The organism is Actimicrobium sp. CCC2.4 (assembly GCF_034347385.1).
GTDB lineage: Bacteria > Pseudomonadota > Gammaproteobacteria > Burkholderiales > Burkholderiaceae_D > Actimicrobium.
Genome location: NZ_CP133777.1, coordinates 2385477 through 2401314 on the forward strand (window position 1 = coordinate 2385477; position 15838 = coordinate 2401314).

The 15838-nt window shown below is 59.2% G+C and carries 13 protein-coding genes; 4 read left to right on the forward strand and 9 right to left on the reverse strand.

What is annotated here, in order from left to right; all coding sequences use genetic code 11:
- The first annotated feature begins 190 nt into the window (after positions 1–190).
- Positions 191–436 (forward strand): hypothetical protein, encoded by a 246-nt coding sequence (locus RHM62_RS11130; protein ID WP_322122167.1) that lies wholly within the window; start codon positions 191–193, stop codon positions 434–436.
- Between the two features lie 146 nt (positions 437–582).
- Positions 583–1050 (forward strand): hypothetical protein, encoded by a 468-nt coding sequence (locus RHM62_RS11135; protein ID WP_322122168.1) that lies wholly within the window; start codon positions 583–585, stop codon positions 1048–1050.
- A 328-nt stretch (positions 1051–1378) separates the two neighbouring features.
- On the opposite strand, the gene RHM62_RS11140 is transcribed toward RHM62_RS11135, so the two are convergent.
- From RHM62_RS11140 to dapC, 8 genes are all read right to left on the reverse strand, one after another.
- Positions 1379–2431, reverse strand: a complete 1053-nt coding sequence (locus tag RHM62_RS11140; protein WP_322122169.1) for a CaiB/BaiF CoA-transferase family protein — start codon at positions 2429–2431, stop codon at positions 1379–1381.
- A gap of 2 nt (positions 2432–2433) precedes the next feature.
- Entirely contained in the window at positions 2434–4419 is a 1986-nt protein-coding gene (abc-f, locus tag RHM62_RS11145) for a ribosomal protection-like ABC-F family protein (protein ID WP_322122170.1), read from the reverse strand.
- 109 nt (positions 4420–4528) lie between these two features.
- A complete protein-coding gene (prmB, locus tag RHM62_RS11150) occupies positions 4529–5407 on the reverse strand; it encodes a 50S ribosomal protein L3 N(5)-glutamine methyltransferase (protein WP_322122171.1) in 879 nt (292 codons plus the stop codon).
- A gap of 72 nt (positions 5408–5479) precedes the next feature.
- Positions 5480–6607: a succinyl-diaminopimelate desuccinylase gene (dapE, locus tag RHM62_RS11155; RefSeq protein ID WP_322122172.1), complete on the reverse strand. Its 1128-nt coding sequence runs from the start codon at positions 6605–6607 to the stop codon at positions 5480–5482.
- A gap of 4 nt (positions 6608–6611) precedes the next feature.
- Entirely contained in the window at positions 6612–6965 is a 354-nt protein-coding gene (locus tag RHM62_RS11160; RefSeq protein ID WP_322122173.1) for an ArsC family reductase, read from the reverse strand.
- The gene (locus RHM62_RS11165; RefSeq protein ID WP_322122174.1) at positions 6962–8098 is read right to left on the reverse strand and encodes a PilT/PilU family type 4a pilus ATPase; all 1137 of its coding nucleotides are present in this window, start codon (positions 8096–8098) and stop codon (positions 6962–6964) included. Before RHM62_RS11165 ends, RHM62_RS11160 begins: the two co-directional genes overlap by 4 nt.
- Positions 8099–8127: 29 nt before the next feature.
- Positions 8128–8952: a 2,3,4,5-tetrahydropyridine-2,6-dicarboxylate N-succinyltransferase gene (gene dapD, locus RHM62_RS11170; RefSeq protein ID WP_322122175.1), complete on the reverse strand. Its 825-nt coding sequence runs from the start codon at positions 8950–8952 to the stop codon at positions 8128–8130.
- Between the two features lie 47 nt (positions 8953–8999).
- The gene (dapC, locus tag RHM62_RS11175; RefSeq protein WP_322122176.1) at positions 9000–10199 is read right to left on the reverse strand and encodes a succinyldiaminopimelate transaminase; all 1200 of its coding nucleotides are present in this window, start codon (positions 10197–10199) and stop codon (positions 9000–9002) included.
- Positions 10200–10400: 201 nt separating this feature from the next.
- Between dapC and smc the strand changes: the two genes are divergently transcribed.
- Both smc and RHM62_RS11185 read left to right on the forward strand, forming a co-directional pair.
- Positions 10401–13931 (forward strand): chromosome segregation protein SMC, encoded by a 3531-nt coding sequence (gene smc, locus RHM62_RS11180; protein ID WP_322122177.1) that lies wholly within the window; start codon positions 10401–10403, stop codon positions 13929–13931.
- Positions 13932–14025: 94 nt separating this feature from the next.
- Positions 14026–14337: a PsiF family protein gene (locus tag RHM62_RS11185; RefSeq protein WP_322122178.1), complete on the forward strand. Its 312-nt coding sequence runs from the start codon at positions 14026–14028 to the stop codon at positions 14335–14337.
- Between the two features lie 90 nt (positions 14338–14427).
- On the opposite strand, the gene RHM62_RS11190 is transcribed toward RHM62_RS11185, so the two are convergent.
- A complete protein-coding gene (locus tag RHM62_RS11190; RefSeq protein ID WP_322122179.1) occupies positions 14428–15738 on the reverse strand; it encodes a serine hydrolase domain-containing protein in 1311 nt (436 codons plus the stop codon).
- Positions 15739–15838 lie beyond the last annotated feature (100 nt).

Consider the following 15838-nt stretch of genomic DNA (forward strand, 5'->3'; position numbering starts at 1 on the left):
TGCCACTGCGTCATCCGACGCTATTCGCAGCGTATCGTGCGCGACATCCAGCGCCAGGATGCTGTCCTATCCGGTTTTTTTCATCGCGTCCCAATTCAAATCCCCACGCTAAGTCGCGGCGTGGAACCAGCACTTCGCAGACAACACCCATAGACAATAAAGTTAATCAGTTGATATTCAGGGGAAAGTCATGGCAATAGTTTTTAATCTTACTTCTCAGACGTCCAGTCCAACTATTCAAACCACAATTGGTGATGTGTCTGTACCGCACCTGAATGACTGGAATAACACATCCTTTTCCCAACTATGCCTTGGAAAATCCGAATCTGAATTATTAATGTTGTCAAAAAGCGGAGATCTTTCCGCGGACAAAAGGGCTATTGCCGGGCACTTGTTTGAGCAGAATTTTCAGGAAAAAAAAAGCGCTCAGGTCTGATCTGAAATCGTAATTAAAGATTAAAAAAGAGTAGTAATCGGGCATTCGGATTTTAGCTGCGCAGTTTAAATGAACGCCTGGAGCAATCTGCGTGGACGCAATAAAGTGAGTTATTTCATCGATATAGAAAGTTATAGGAGAAAATCATGGCAATTACGAATGTAAGCGGTTCAGGTAGCGTAGCCGGTTCAACGGCATACCAATCCGGTGGTGCTGCTGGTGGCACTAATGCCGCAGTAACGCAAGCAAACGGGATGTCGACGGGCGAGTTTGGAACCAAGATGTCCACGATGTCGAACAAGGACCTGACGACGATGCTGGGTTCGCCCGGTTTAAGCGATGCCCGCAAATCAGAAATCGCTGCCGAACTGTTGAGGCGTATTGATGCAGCTAAGGCTGAGTCGACCTCCAGTCATGCGCCTACTGCGCCAAAGGATCCGGCAGCAACGGAGGAAACCGACGATGAAAAGAGACTCAAAGAGCTACTCAAAAAACTGAAGGAGGGAAAAATCACACCAGAGGAAATGAAGGAACTTACCGGTATGTTGGCAAAAGATAAGACTGCCACGGATGACAAGCCGGGTGGTTCTACGATGACACCTCGAACGATCTAAAACCGTTGAGACAATTCATCACACCGGTACGATATTCGGGAGGGTATGGCCGGTACCTGGTCCAGACCGTGTAAAAAAACAGGCAGTCAGTGGTGAGGGATCGCGTAATTGACTGCCTGGATTTGATTGCGGGGATCAGATTATTTATCGATATCGCATTTAACCTAGGAAGGAATCGGTCTCAAGAAAATACGATGTTTCATTTCAAGGGATTTAGATCGGACCGGGCAGTTTCTGCCCACTCCATTCAAAATACAGCACACCCGGATATCCTGCAGCACGGGGTTGCCGCCAGGTGTCACTGCCCCAATGCCTTGGGATCCTGCATTTAATACAGAAAACTGACCGGGCTGCGAATCACCTCCAGGCCCGGGTTTTTTAACAGCGCAGACTCCATCGCTTCATCCATCCGCAACACCGCCGACACGCAGCAATCGACGCCTTCAAAATGCGCCATCGCTGCATCGAGATCGAGGCCTGAAAAGTACCCGGCCACCGCATCGATCAACGCCAGCGCGTCATCGCACCCCACCACTTGACCGAGCGCCCAATGCTGCGTTGCCCAGTCCGGCCGTCCGGCCGTGGCGCAGAACAACTCCCAGAATTTCAGTTCCAGCGCGCCAACCGCCACGTACCGTGCATCGCTAGTGCGATAGACGTTGTAGCAAGCCACACCGCCCGTGAGCAAGTCGCGCCCGGGTTGGGCCGGTACGCCAAAATTCTTCACTGCCACCAGCGGCATGACATTGTTGGCGAAGACTGCGTGCGTCATCGAGACATCGACATAACGTCCCGGTCCACCCATCTTCACCGCCAGCAGCGCCGCCAGGATACCTTGCACGGCGGTCTGTGATCCACCCAGCAAATCGGCGACCTGCAAGTTCGCCAGCGCCGGTTTGCCATCGCTGCCGGCGTTCTGTTCCAGCATGCCGGCACTGGCCAGATAGTTGACGTCATGGCCGGCCATCAGCGCCATCGGCCCCGCCTGTCCGTAGCCGGAAATCGCACACACCACCAGCGTCGGATTGCGCGCTTTCAGCACCTCCCAGCCCAAGCCCAGACGCGCCATCACGCCCGGTCGAAAACTCTCGACGAGGACGTCTGCGGTTTCGACCATCGTGAGTAATTGCTCGCGCTGGTCGGCGTTTTTCAGATCCAGCCGCACAAGTTGCTTACCCCGATTGACGACCTGAAAAAACTGCGACAGCTCGCCCGGGAACGGTCCCATCGCGCGGGCCGGATCACCGGCTCCGGGCTCTTCGATCTTGATGACGTCGGCACCCATGTCGGCCAGTTGCAGCGTCGCCATCGGACCCGGCAGCAAACGTGTCAGGTCGAGGATGCGAATGCCGCGCAGCGGCTGGTCGACAGGCGTCGGCATCGTCAGACCACCTGTTCCAGCGCTTCCTGCTGCTCGATCCATTGCGCTTCAAGTTCGGCCAGTTCTTTCTTGAAGTAGGCCTGATCGGTCAGCAGCGTTTTCAGATCTTTCTTGTTGGCGCTATCGTAGATTTCCGGATTGGCCAGCCGCTCGTCGATTACCGCTTTTTGCGCAGTGCGCTTGGCAATTTGTTCTTCGAGTTTCTTCAGCTTGTTCTCGATCGGTTTCTTGCGTGTCGCCAGTTTCTGGCGTTCTTCGGCTTCGGCGCGCTTCTGGTCCTTGCTCGGTGCGGCCACGCTGGGCGGCTCGATAATGCTGGCGGACTTGGTGGTCACTTTCGGCAGTGCCGTCCCGATGGCATTGGTCTTGGTGGCCAGCTTGGTCTTGAAGAGCCAGTCTTTGTAATCGTCGAGGTCGCCATCGAACGGCTGCAACTTGCCATCGGCGACGATGATGAATTCGTCGGTGGTGGCGCGCAGCAAATGCCGGTCATGCGAGACCACCACCAGCGTGCCTTCGAACTGCGCCAGCGCCATCGTCAGCGCTTCGCGCGTTTCCAGGTCCAGATGGTTGGTCGGTTCATCGAGCAGCAGCAGGTTAGGGCGTTGCCAGACGATCAGCGCCAGGGCAAGACGGGCTTTTTCGCCACCGGAAAACGGCGCGATCTTGCTAGTCACCATCGGGCCGTTGAAGTTGAAGCTGCCGAGGAAGTTGCGCAGTTCCTGCTCGCGCACCGTCGGTGCAATGTGCGCCAGATGCCAGAGCGGCGATTCTTCGTGGCGCAGCATTTCGACCTGATGCTGGGCGAAGTAACCGATGGCCAGGCCTTTGCCGAACTGGGCATCGCCCGACAGCGGCATCAGCTCGCCGGCGATAGTCTTGATCAGCGTCGATTTGCCGGCGCCGTTGACACCGAGCAGACCGATACGCTGGCCGATCTGCAATGAGAACTTGATGTCCGAGACGATGGTCTTGACCTCGACGCTATGGTCGGTCTGGCTCTCGACGCGATAACCGGCATTGACGTTTTCCATCGTCAGCAACGGGTTTGGCGCGCTGGCCGGCTCGCGGAATTCGAACGAAAATTCGGCTGCAGCGCGCAATGGCGCGAGCTCATCCATCTTGGCCAGTGCCTTCATCCGGCTCTGTGCCTGACGCGCCTTGCTAGCTTGCGCCTTGAAGCGGTTGATGAAAGATTCCAGGTGCGAACGCTGGCGCTGCTGCTTTTCGAGCGTGCCGGCGGCGAGGATCATTTGCGCGGCGCGCTGGCGCTCGAACGAACTGTAATTGCCCGAGTAACGCTTGAGCTTGCGTTCGTCGATATGCACGATCACGTTGACCACGCCGTCGAGGAAGTCGCGGTCATGCGAAATGATGATCAGCGTACCGGCGTAGCGCTTGAGCCAGTCTTCGAGCCAGATGATGGCGTCCAGATCCAGATGGTTGGTCGGTTCATCGAGCAGCAGCAAATCCGACGGGCACATCAGCGCTTGCGCCAGGTTCAGCCGCATGCGCCAGCCGCCGGAAAAACTCGCGACCGGCTGGTTCATCTGCGCCATTGAGAAGCCGAGGCCAGTGAGCAACTGCTCGCCGCGCGAGCGCACGGTGTAGGCATCGGCGTCCGCCAGTGCGCTGTACAGGTCGCCGATCAGCAAGCCATTGGCCGAGCTTTCGGGTTCGCTTTCGAGGAAGGCCAGCTCGTCTTCCAGCCGGCGCAAGGTGATGTCGCCATCGATCGCGTAATCCAGCGCAGCGCGGTCCAGCGCCGGTGTTTCCTGTGCCACGTAGGCCATGCGCCACTTGGTCGGGAAGTCGATGCTGCCGAGGTCGGCATGCAGTTCGCCGCGCAACAGGCCGAACAGGCTGGACTTGCCGGCGCCATTGGCACCGATCAGGCCGATCTTGTCGCCGGGATTGAGGGTGAGGTCGACATTGTCGAGCAACGGCTTGATGCCGCGCATCATGGAAACTTGCTGGAAACGAATCATGGTTAATGCACTTGCGGGAGCGCGGTGGCGCTCCCCTTTCTTGGTGTCGGGGGGAAGGAAAGTCAGTTCGGCGAACGCGCAGTATACGCGATGCGGTTCGCCGCTAGCATCAAAGCTTGTCGGCGGTGGCCAGAAATACCATGTCGTCGCCGGCGCTGGTGGTCATCCAGGTCAGCTCCAGAGTCGGGAAAGCCAGTTCGGCGTGTGCGCGTTCGTTGCCGATTTCGACCACCAGCAAGCCGCCACGGGTCAGGCGCTCGCGTGCACCGGCGACGATGTTGCGCACCAGGTCCATGCCATCAGTGCCGCCGGCCAGCGCAATACGCGGTTCGATCTGGTATTCCTTCGGCAACTTGTCCATCGAGGCACTGTTGACATACGGCGGGTTGGAGATGATCAGGTCGTATTTCTTGACGGGCACGGCGGCGTACAGGTTCGATTCGATCAGCGTGATGCGGTCTTGCAGTTCGTAGTCGTCGACATTGCGGCGGGCCACGGCCAGCGCATCGGCGGAGATGTCGATCGCATCGACATGGGCATTCGGAAAAGCATCGGCCAGCATGATCGCCAGGCAGCCGGAACCGGTGCACAGCTCCAGAATGTTGAGCACACCATCGGCATCGCTGACCCACGGCGAAAACTGGTCCGGGATCAGCTCCGCGATGAACGAACGCGGCACCAGCACACGCTCGTCGACATAAAAATGGTAGTCGCCCAGCCAGGCCTGCTGCGTGATGTAGGCGGCCGGTTGACGTTCGACGGCACGGCGGCGGATCACCTCGAGCAAGGCGTTGATTTCATCGGGCAGCAGGTGTGCATCGAGAAAGGGATCGAGCTTGTCGAGCGGCAGGTGCAGCGTATGCAGAATCAGGTAGGCCGCTTCGTCGAGGGCGTTGCTGCTGCCATGACCGAAGAACAGCTTGGCTTCATTGAAACGGGTCACTGCATAGCGCAGCATGTCGCGGATGGTCGAAAAATGAGTCGTCATGGGAAGTGGTCGATCAGGAAAAAGGAGAGGAGGAGGTCGCGCCCAAGGAGGGCATGGGCGCAACCGGTAAGATCAGGTCAGCAGATTTTCCAGCGTTTTGCGGTAGATGTTTTTCAGCGGATCGATATAGCGCACTTCAACGTGTTCATCGATTTTATGGATGCTGCCGTTGGGCGGACCGACCTCGATGACTTGCGGGCAGATTTGCGCAATGAAGCGGCCATCCGAGGTGCCGCCGGTGGTCGACAGGTCGGTCTCAAGCCCGGTCTCGGACTTGATCGCTGCACTGATCGCATCGCTGAGCTCACCGCGCGGTGTCAGGAACGGCAGCCCGCTGACGGTCCATTTCAGGCTGTATTCGAGACCATGACGCGACAGGATTTCCTGCACGCGCTGCTGCAATCCTTCGACCGTGCTGGCGGTCGAAAAACGGAAATTGAAATCGATCACCAGCTCGCCCGGAATCACGTTCGAGACACCGGCGCCGGCATGGATGTTCGAGACCTGCCACGACGTCGGCAGGTAATACTCGTTGGCCTCGTCCCACTGCTCGGCGACCAGTTCGGCGATCGCCGGTGCCGCCTGATGGATCGGATTGCGCGCAAGCTGCGGATAGGCGATGTGGCCCTGGATGCCGCGCACCACCAGCCGGCCGGACATCGACCCGCGCCGGCCATTCTTGATGGTGTCGCCCAGCTGTTCGGTTGCAGTCGGTTCACCGACGATGCAGTAGTCGAGCTGCTCGCCACGTTCCTTCAGCAAATTGCAGACCACGATGGTGCCGTCGGTGGCCGGGCCTTCCTCATCACTGGTAATCAGGAAACCGATCGATCCCTTGTGATCCGGGTGGCTGGCAGTGAATTCCTCGACTGCGATCACCATCGCGGCGATCGAGGTTTTCATGTCGGCCGAGCCACGCCCATACAGCTTGCCATCGCGGTGGGTCGGCAAGAACGGCGGCGAGGTCCACTGGTCGAGCGGGCCGGTCGGCACGACGTCGGTGTGGCCGGCAAACACCAGCAATGGTTGTGCGCTGCCCTTGCGCGCCCACAGATTGGTGACATTGCCGGACTGGATGGCTTCGCAATGGAAGCCCAATGGTGCCAGCAAGGCGATCAGATGTTGTTGGCAACCGTTGTCTTCGGGAGTCACGGAAGAGAGCGCGATCAGTTTTTCTGTCAGCGCCAGCGTTTTGCTCATGGAGTCATTTCTTGAAAATCTGTTGATAGGTGTCGTCGGAAAAGCCAACGACGGTCTGCGTGTCCGTGACCAGCACCGGACGCTTGATGATAGAGGGATTTTCCAGCATTAGCACGGTGGCTTGCTCTGCATCGACGATGGTCGCCTTGCGCGCCTCGTCGAGCGCACGCCAGGTCGTGCCCTTGCGGTTGACCAGCACTTCCCAGTCGACGCGTTGCAACCAGCCCTCGACCGTCGCGCGGTCAAGGCCGGCTTTCTTGAAGTCGTGGAAAACCACTTCGTGCTGCCGGTCAGTGAGCCAGGTGCGGGCTTTCTTGACCGTGTCGCAATTTGGGATGCCGTAGAGCAGGGTGGTCATGTATTGAGTGTGAATTCGGTAAAGGTCGGACCGTCCGTAACCGCACTATCCGGTGCTGCAGCTGCGGGCTTGCCATTGACCGTGTTGTTGATCATCCAGAACAGATTGCTGGCCGAATCGGCATTGGCCATGGCGGCGTCCTGCGTGACCTTGCCATCGCGAATCAATTGCAACAATGCCTGTTCAAAAGTTTGTGATCCCGGTGACAGGCTTTTTTCGATGGCTTCACGGATCTGGCCGATTTCGCCTTGTTCGATCAGGTCGGCCACATGGCGCGTGTTGAGCAACACCTCGACGGCAGGGATGCGTCCGCCATCAATGGCGGGCACCAGTCGCTGCGAGACAATTCCGGTGAGCGTCGACGCCAGGTCCTGCAGCAGCGCCGGACGATTCTCGATCGGAAAGAAACCGATGATGCGATTGAGGGCGCGGTAGCTGTTACTGGCATGCAGCGTCGAGACAACCAGGTGTCCGGATTGCGCATACGCCATCGCTGCCGCCATGGTGTCGCGGTCACGAATTTCGCCGATCAGGATGCAGTCGGGAGCCTGGCGCAGCGCGTTTTTCAGGGCAATCGCCAGCGTCTCGGTGTCAACGCCGACTTCACGCTGATTGACGATGGAGCGCTTGTTCCGGAACAGGAACTCGATGGGTTCTTCCAGCGTCAGGATGTGTCCGGAGGCGTTTGCGTTACGATGATCCAGCATCGACGCAATCGTGGTTGATTTGCCTGACCCGGTTGCTCCGACGATCAGCAGCAAACCACGCTTGGCCATGATCAGTTCGTTAAGCAGTGGCGGCACATTGAGCGTCGAGAGCTCCGGAATGTTGTGCGGGATATAGCGCAGCACGGCCGAAACACTGCTGCGCTGACGGAACGCTGACAAACGAAAGCTGCCGACACCGGATACCGGAATGCCGATGTTGAGTTCGTTGTCGCGTTCGAGTTCCTGCAGGCGACTGGCGGGCACGACTTCACCGAGCAAGCTCATGATGGTGGCGTGATCCATCTTTTGCTGATTGATGGGCACCAGATTGCCGTTGATTTTCAGATGGATTGCGGAGTTGACGGACAAGAACATATCCGACGCTTCTTTTTCCTTCATCAATGCAAACAGTCGATCCATCGCCATGCCTGTCTCCTGAAAAATTAGTCGTGCAATCAGTCTCGTAGCAACTCATTGATTCCTGTCTTGGCACGCGTCTTGGCATCGACCCGCTTGACGATGACGGCGCAATACAGGCTGTATTTGCCATCGGCTGACGGCAAATTGCCGGCGACAACGACGGAGCCCGAAGGAATCCGGCCGTAGGTCACTTCACCGGTAGCACGGTCATAAATCTTGGTCGACTGGCCGATATAGACGCCCATCGAAATGACCGAGTTTTCTTCGACGATGACGCCTTCGACGATTTCCGAACGGGCACCGATGAAGCAGTTATCTTCGATGATGGTCGGGTTGGCCTGCATCGGTTCGAGCACGCCGCCGATACCGACGCCGCCGGACAGATGGACGTTCTTGCCGATCTGCGCGCACGAACCGACGGTGGCCCAGGCATCAACCATGGTGCCTTCGTCGACGTAGGCGCCGATGTTGACGAACGACGGCATCATGATCACGTTCCTGCCGATGAAGCTGCCGCGACGGGCAACCGCCGGCGGCACCACGCGGAAACCGCCTTTGGCGAAATCCTCGGCGGTGTAGTTCGCGAACTTGGTCGGCACCTTGTCGTAAAACTGCATGTGATCGCCGGACGGCATCACGATGTTGTCTTCGAGACGGAACGACAGCAGCACGGCTTTCTTGACCCACTGGTTGACGACCCAGCTGCCGCTGTCTTTTTGCGCCACGCGCAACGTGCCGTCATTGAGTTGTTCGAGTACATGGGCAACGGCTTCGCGGATGGCGGCAGGTGCGGCTTGCGGTGACAGGCTGGCGCGGTCTTCCCATGCCTGGTCGATGATGTTCTGGAGTGCTTGGGTCATGGTCTTGGTCAGTCTTTAAGTATAAAAATCAGAGGAGGAAATGCCGCTCAAAGCGTGCGGGTAAACGCAACGAGTCGCGCGGCTGCTTCCAGGCATTCATCGGCTTCGGCGACCAGCGCCATGCGGATGCGGTTGCGACCCGGATTGCTGCCGTGGGCTTCGCGGCCGAGGTAGCTGCCGGGCAAAACGGTCACATTATATTCGGCATACAAACGCCGGGCGAAGTCGACATCGCTGATGCCGGCATAGCGATCCACGCCCGCCCACAGGTAGAAACCGGCGTCGGGAAGTTCGACGTCAAGCACTTCCTGCAGCATCGGCGTGACCCGCGAAAACTTGTCGAGATATTTGGCGCGGTTCTCGACCACATGCTGTTCGTCATTCCAGGCGGCGATCGACGCAGCCTGCACCGTCGGGCTCATCGCGCCGCCCTGATAGGTCCGGTACAGCAGGAATTGTTTCAGGATCGCGGCATCGCCGGCGACAAAGCCGGAGCGCATGCCCGGCACATTCGAGCGCTTCGACAGACTCGAAAACGCGATCAGGTTGCGGTAATCGGCACGACCGAGCAGGCTGGCTGCCTGCAACGACCCGAGCGGCGCTTCCGGCTTGAAGTAAATCTCGGAGTAGCACTCGTCGGCCGCGATCACGAAACCGTACTTGTCCGACAGGTCGAACAGCAGCTTCCAGTCGGCCAGCGTCATCACGGACCCGGTCGGATTGCCCGGCGTGCACAAGTACAGCAAGCGCACGCGCTGCCAGACATCAGCCGGAACCGTGTCGTAGTCAGGCGCAAAATTGCGCGCCGGATCGGCATTGACGAAATAGGGCGTGGCACCGGCGAGGTAGGTCGCGCCTTCGTAGATCTGATAAAACGGGTTCGGACAGAGCACTAGCGCATCGCCGGCCGGATCGATCACCGTTTGTGCCAGCGCAAACAAGGCTTCGCGCGAACCATTGACCGGCAGCACTTGCGTACCGGCGTCGAGCTTCGCTAATCCATAGCGCCGTTCCAGCCAGGCCGCGATGGTGCCGCGCAGCGCGTCGCTACCGGCGGTGGTCGGATAGCTGGCCAGTCCGCCCAGATGGTCGGCCATGGCTTGCTTGATGAAGGCGGGGGTCGGGTGTTTCGGCTCGCCGATGCCCAGGCTAATCGGGGCGAAGGCCGGATTCGGCGTCGCGTCCGCAAATAACTGGCGGAGCTTTTCGAATGGATAGGGTTGCAGCTGGTTCAGATGTGGATTCACGGGCGCTAGCGGAAGGTTGACGAGGCGGCAAATGGAGAACAAAAGTAGCCATTATAACGTCGCGTCACTGTTGCACCGTTGTTGTTTGGCATGGCTAAAGCCGGCAGGGCGGCAAAGCGCCGATGTTATGATGGTGCCCATTTTCGCGGTGCCGTTGCGGTGTTCGCTTCCTCTACTGATCGTCTACTGACTGCTGACTTCGTGCGCTTATCCTCCATTAAACTCTCCGGCTTCAAATCGTTTGTTGACCCGACCAATTTCCAGGTACCGGGCCAGCTGGTCGGCGTGGTCGGACCGAATGGCTGCGGCAAATCCAACATCATCGATGCCGTGCGCTGGGTACTCGGAGAATCGAAAGCCTCGGAGTTGCGTGGCGAATCGATGCAGGACGTGATCTTCAACGGCACCACGCACCGCAAGCCGGCCGGACGTGCCTCGGTCGAACTGCTGTTCGATAACTCGGATGGCAAGGCCGCCGGGCAATGGGGCCAGTACGCCGAAATCGCTGTCAAGCGCACGCTGACCCGCGACGGCACCTCGACCTACTACATCAACAATCAGGCCGTCCGGCGGCGCGATATCCAGGATATTTTCCTCGGCACCGGCCTTGGTCCGCGCGCCTACGCGATCATCGGGCAGGGCATGATTTCGCGCATCATCGAAGCGCGGCCCGAAGAGTTGCGCATCTTTCTGGAAGAAGCCGCCGGCGTCTCGAAGTACAAGGAACGCCGGCGCGAAACCGAAAACCGGCTGCACGACACGCGTGAAAACCTGCTGCGGGTTGAAGACATCCTGCGCGAACTCAATACCAACCTCGAAAAGCTCGACGCCCAGGCCGCCGTCGCTATGCGTTTTCGCGATATGCAGGACGATCAGGACGAAAAACAAAAACTGCTCTGGCTGGTGCGCAAGAACGAAGCGAAGACCGAGCAGCACAAGTTTTTCATGGAGATCGAAAAAGCCCAGACCGCCCTCGAGCAGGAAACCGCCAAGTTGCGCCATGTCGAGCTGGAACTCGAGCACATGCGGCAGGCCCATTTCGGTGCCGGCGACCGCCTGCATCAGGCGCAGGGCGCGCTGTACCAGACCAATACCGAAATCGGCAGCCTCGAAGCCCAGATCAAGTTTGTCATCGAATCGCGCAGCCGCCTGCAAGCGCAGCTCGACACGCTGACCACCCAGCGTGATCACTGGCAGCGCCAACAAAGCCAGTTTGCCGAAGAGCAGGCCGAAGCCGAATTGCTGCTCGAAGAGCAGGGCGAACGCGTCGAACAGTCCCAGCAAGTGCTGCAACAGCATGGCGAACAACTGCCATCGCTGGAGCAAGCCTGGCGCGATGCGCAACAGCGCAGCACCGAATCGCGCAGCCAGATCATGCAGATCCAGCAGCAGATCGAACTGGAAGCAGCGCAGCAGCGCAATGCCTCGAATATCCTGAATGGCCTGGCGGTGCGACGCGAGCGCCTGCACCAGGAAAAGACCGGCCTGAACCTGCCCGATAACGCCTGTCTGGTCGAGGCGACGTTGCAGCTCGACGAGAAGCGTGCCGAACTCGAAGAAGCCACGATGCTGCTCGATGAAGCGCAAGACCAGCAGCCGCGTCTCGAGGAAGAACGCCGTGCCGCGCAAGCCGCGGTCAATGAAGAGAGTGCCAGCAATGCACGTCTCGATGCGCGGCTGGGCGCGCTCAAGCAATTGCAGGAGCGGGTGCAAAGCCAGGGCAAGGTGCAGCCGTGGCTGAACCGGCACGAGCTCGATGGCTTGCCGCGACTCTGGCAAAAATTGCATATCGAAGCCGGCTGGGAAACCGCCCTCGAATCGGTGCTGCGCGAGCGCACTTCGGCACTTGAGCTGTCCAATCTCGACTGGGCCAAGGCGTTTTTCAGTGATGCGCCGCCAGCCAAGCTGGCGCTGTTTTCGGCCAGCGCCGCTGCTGCCGGTCCGCTCACCGAGTCAATCCAGGGTTTGCAACCGCTGCAGAACCTGCTGCTGCAAAACGATCCCGGCATCCGCCAGCTGATGCAGGACTGGCTGTGCAATTTGTATGCGGCCGAGGACGTCGAGGCGGCCTTTGCCGCGCGCGACAAGCTGCCCGCCGGCGCCAGTTTCGTGACGCGCCAGGGTCACTTGATCGGCAAGTCCAGCGTGCGTTTTTATGCCGCCGATTCCGAGCAGGACGGCATGCTGGCGCGCCAGCAGGAAATCGATAATCTGACGCGGCAGGTGCGCGCCCAGTACCTGCTGGCCGACGCCGCACGTAACCGCTCGGTGCAAGCCGAGGCGGCATTGACACAGGCGGTGCAGCGCGTGCAGGAATACCGCCTGCGCGCAACCGGTCTGACGCAGGCCGTTCATGCGCTGCAGATCGACGTGATGAAAATGGCCGAAGTGCAGGCGCGCTTCAATCAGCGCAGTGGCCAGATCGCCACCGACCTCGCTGAAATCGCCACGCAGGAAACCGAACAGCAGCAAGCGCGCGCCGAGTCCGAAGCCAAGTTCGAGCAGCTCGATGGCGAACTGGCCGAACGGCAGGAAGCGCACGAGGATGGCCAGACCGATTATCTGCACAAGGAACAGCAGCTCAATGAGGCGCGCCAGCGCTTGCGCGACCTCGAACGTTCGGCGCAGGAAATCGACTACGCCGAGAAAAGCCAGCGCAGCAAGATCGACGAATTACGCCGCAATATCGCCACTGCGCAGCAGCAGGTCGCGCAACTGACCGACAGCCTGGAGCAGGGTTTGCAGGAACAGACCGGGCTGGAAGAGCAGACCGCGCAGACCGGTTTGCAAACCTTGCTGGACCAGCGCACCAGCCAGGAACGCGCGCTCTCGGATGCGCGTCACGAGCTCGACCAGTTATCGCAGAACCTGCGCCAGCACGAAGACGCCCGTATGCAATCCGAACGCAGCCTGCAGCCGCAGCGCGACCGCATCATGGAATGGCAATTGAAGGAACAGGCGGCGCGCCTGAATCAGGAGCAGTTCGCGCAGCAATTGATCGACGCGCAAGCCGATGAAGTCGCGCTATCGGCCAAGCTGCATGACGATTTGCGGCCCTCGTATCTGCAGGGCGAAGTCACGCGGCTCGGCAATGCGATCATCGCGCTCGGCGCGGTCAATCTGGCAGCGCTCGACGAACTCGCCGTGGCGTCCGAGCGCAAGAATTTTCTGGATGCGCAAAACGCCGACCTGACCGAAGCCATCGATACGCTGCAGGATGCGATCCACCGCATCGACAAGGAAACCCGTGAACTCCTGCAGGACACCTTCGACAAGGTCAACGAGCATTTCGCCGAACTGTTTCCTATCCTGTTCGGTGGCGGCCAGGCCCGGCTGGTGATGACCGGCGACGAGATCCTCGACGCCGGCGTGCAAGTCATGGCGCAACCACCCGGCAAGAAAAACGCCACCATCCACCTGCTGTCGGGCGGCGAAAAAGCATTGACTGCGACGGCGCTGGTGTTTTCGATGTTTCAGCTCAATCCGGCCCCGTTCTGCCTGCTCGACGAGGTCGATGCGCCGCTCGACGATTCGAATACCGAGCGCCTGTGCAACATGGTCAGGCGCATGGCCGTGAAGACCCAGTTCCTGTTCATCTCGCATAACAAGATCGCGATGGAAATGGCGCAGCAACTGATCGGCGTGACGATGCAGGAGCAGGGCGTATCGCGCATCGTCGCGGTCGATATGGAATCAGCACTGGGCTTTGCCACCGATGCGCAGTCGGCGTGAGCACTTTTTGATACACAGGGTGGCGCGTTCATGCTGTAATTCCGCCAGCCGCCCATTCCGCTGGCGGCGACCCTTTTCCTTGAGGAGAACAACCATGAAACACATCCTTGCCATCCTGCTGCTTGCCGTCCCGTTCTGCTTCAATTCCGCGCTAGCGGCCACGGACCAGCAAACCAAAATGGGTACCTGCAACAAGGAAGCCACCGGTAAAAAAGGCGATGAGCGCAAGGCGTTCATGAAGCAATGCCTGAGCGCCAAACCGGCCGCTGATGCACCGGCAGCCGCCACCGCTGCGGCACCCGCCACCCAGCAAGGCAAAATGAAAACCTGCAACACCGAAGCCACCGGTAAAAAAGGCGACGAACGCAAGGCCTTCATGAAAGAGTGCCTGAAAAAAGCAGCCTGATTCCGCCTCACGCCAGACCATAAAAAAAGACCGCCGGACTTACCGGACGGTCTTTTTTTTATCTTGACGCAGTGATCGTCGTGCCGACCTTTATTTTTCTATGGCAGCGTAGACCATCTGCTTGATCATCCGGCGATAACCGGGCCGGCTCGGACCGGGTGCCTGCATCATTGCAACGACGGCCAGGTTCTGTTTTGGATCTATCCAGAAAAATGTTCCCGCGGCACCGGCCCACATGTACTCGCCCTCGGAGCCCGGCACCCCGGCGATGCCCGGACCCTGTCGCACCATGAAACCCAGGCCGAAGGTGTAGCCCGGCACGCCCATCAGCAATTCGCCGGGACTGGGCGACGCGACGACCTTGCTGCCGAGGTGGTCCGAGGTCATCAGGCTGATTGTGGTCGGGCTGAGGATGCGCTGTCCGTCCAGTTCGCCGCCGCGCAACAGCATCACGGCAAAGCGCAGGTAATCGCTGGCGGTCGAGACTGCCCCGGCACCGCCTGATGCGTTGGCCGGAGCGATCGTCACGTCAAGAACTTTGTTCGGTGCGCCGGTTGCCGGATCGATGGCAAGGGGTTCGGCGATACGGCCGATCTCTTTTGCCGGAACCTGAAAGCCGGTATCGACCATTTTTAATGGCTTGAACAGGCGCTCGTCGAGGTAGGTTGCCAACGGTTTGCCACTGGCACTTTCGACAACGCGACCGAGGATGTCGACCGACAAGCCGTATTCCCAGGTGCTGCCGGGCTGCGTGGACAACGGAGCCTTGGCGACACCGCTCACTTGCAACGCCGGCGCGCCTTTGCGGTGGTCGTAGTCGGTCCCTTTGTCTTCGTAGACGCCTGCTTCGATATAGGCTTTGCGGATGACCGGATTACGCGTGATTTCGCCATAGGCGATGCCCGACGTGTGGCGCAGCAAATCCTGCACCGTGATCTGGCGGGTCGCCGGCACGATGCTATAGCTGACTACGCCGCTGGCATCGGTCTGCGCGACGCTCACGCCCATCCTGGAAAATTCGGGGAGGTATTTCGAGATCGGATCGGTCAGCTGTATCTTGCCGTCTTCAACCAGCATCATTGCACCCACCGAGGCCAGCGGCTTGGTCATCGAGTAGATACGGAAAATGGCGTCCTGACGCAGCGCCTTGCCGGCCGGCTTGTCCTGGAAACCGATGGTTTCCGAATAGGCCAGCTTGCCGTTACGCACGATCATCACGATCGCCCCGGGGATTTTTCCGTTATCGACCTCGGCTTGCAGGCTGGTCTTCATGGCGGCAAGCCGTGCTGAGGACAGGCCGACCTCTTCGGGCCGGGCAGTCGGCAAACCCTGGCCCATCGCCATGCCGGTCGCTGCTGCCAGCAAGAGTCCTACCGCGCTGTTGAGTAGCTGTTTGTTCATCCGTGTCTCCATCATTGTTGTTTTGAAAGAACGGCCACTATAGCGGCAGTCCTCCTTTCATGTAGCAATATGTTGTCGACCAGGAATAACAAGGCATCAC

Bases quoted from the DNA above. Each gene is read 5' to 3' on its own strand.
- RHM62_RS11190 (WP_322122179.1), bottom strand. From the start codon at position 15,738: ATGAACAAACAGCTACTCAACAGCGCGGTAGGACTCTTGCTGGCAGCA.
- prmB (WP_322122171.1), bottom strand. From the start codon at position 5,407: ATGACGACTCATTTTTCGACCATCCGCGACATGCTGCGCTATGCAGTG.
- RHM62_RS11140 (WP_322122169.1), bottom strand. From the start codon at position 2,431: ATGCCGACGCCTGTCGACCAGCCGCTGCGCGGCATTCGCATCCTCGAC.
- dapE (WP_322122172.1), bottom strand. From the start codon at position 6,607: ATGAGCAAAACGCTGGCGCTGACAGAAAAACTGATCGCGCTCTCTTCC.
- abc-f (WP_322122170.1), bottom strand. From the start codon at position 4,419: ATGATTCGTTTCCAGCAAGTTTCCATGATGCGCGGCATCAAGCCGTTG.
- RHM62_RS11185 (WP_322122178.1), top strand. From the start codon at position 14,026: ATGAAACACATCCTTGCCATCCTGCTGCTTGCCGTCCCGTTCTGCTTC.
- RHM62_RS11130 (WP_322122167.1), top strand. From the start codon at position 191: ATGGCAATAGTTTTTAATCTTACTTCTCAGACGTCCAGTCCAACTATT.
- RHM62_RS11160 (WP_322122173.1), bottom strand. From the start codon at position 6,965: ATGACCACCCTGCTCTACGGCATCCCAAATTGCGACACGGTCAAGAAA.
- RHM62_RS11135 (WP_322122168.1), top strand. From the start codon at position 583: ATGGCAATTACGAATGTAAGCGGTTCAGGTAGCGTAGCCGGTTCAACG.
- dapD (WP_322122175.1), bottom strand. From the start codon at position 8,952: ATGACCCAAGCACTCCAGAACATCATCGACCAGGCATGGGAAGACCGC.
- RHM62_RS11165 (WP_322122174.1), bottom strand. From the start codon at position 8,098: ATGGCGATGGATCGACTGTTTGCATTGATGAAGGAAAAAGAAGCGTCG.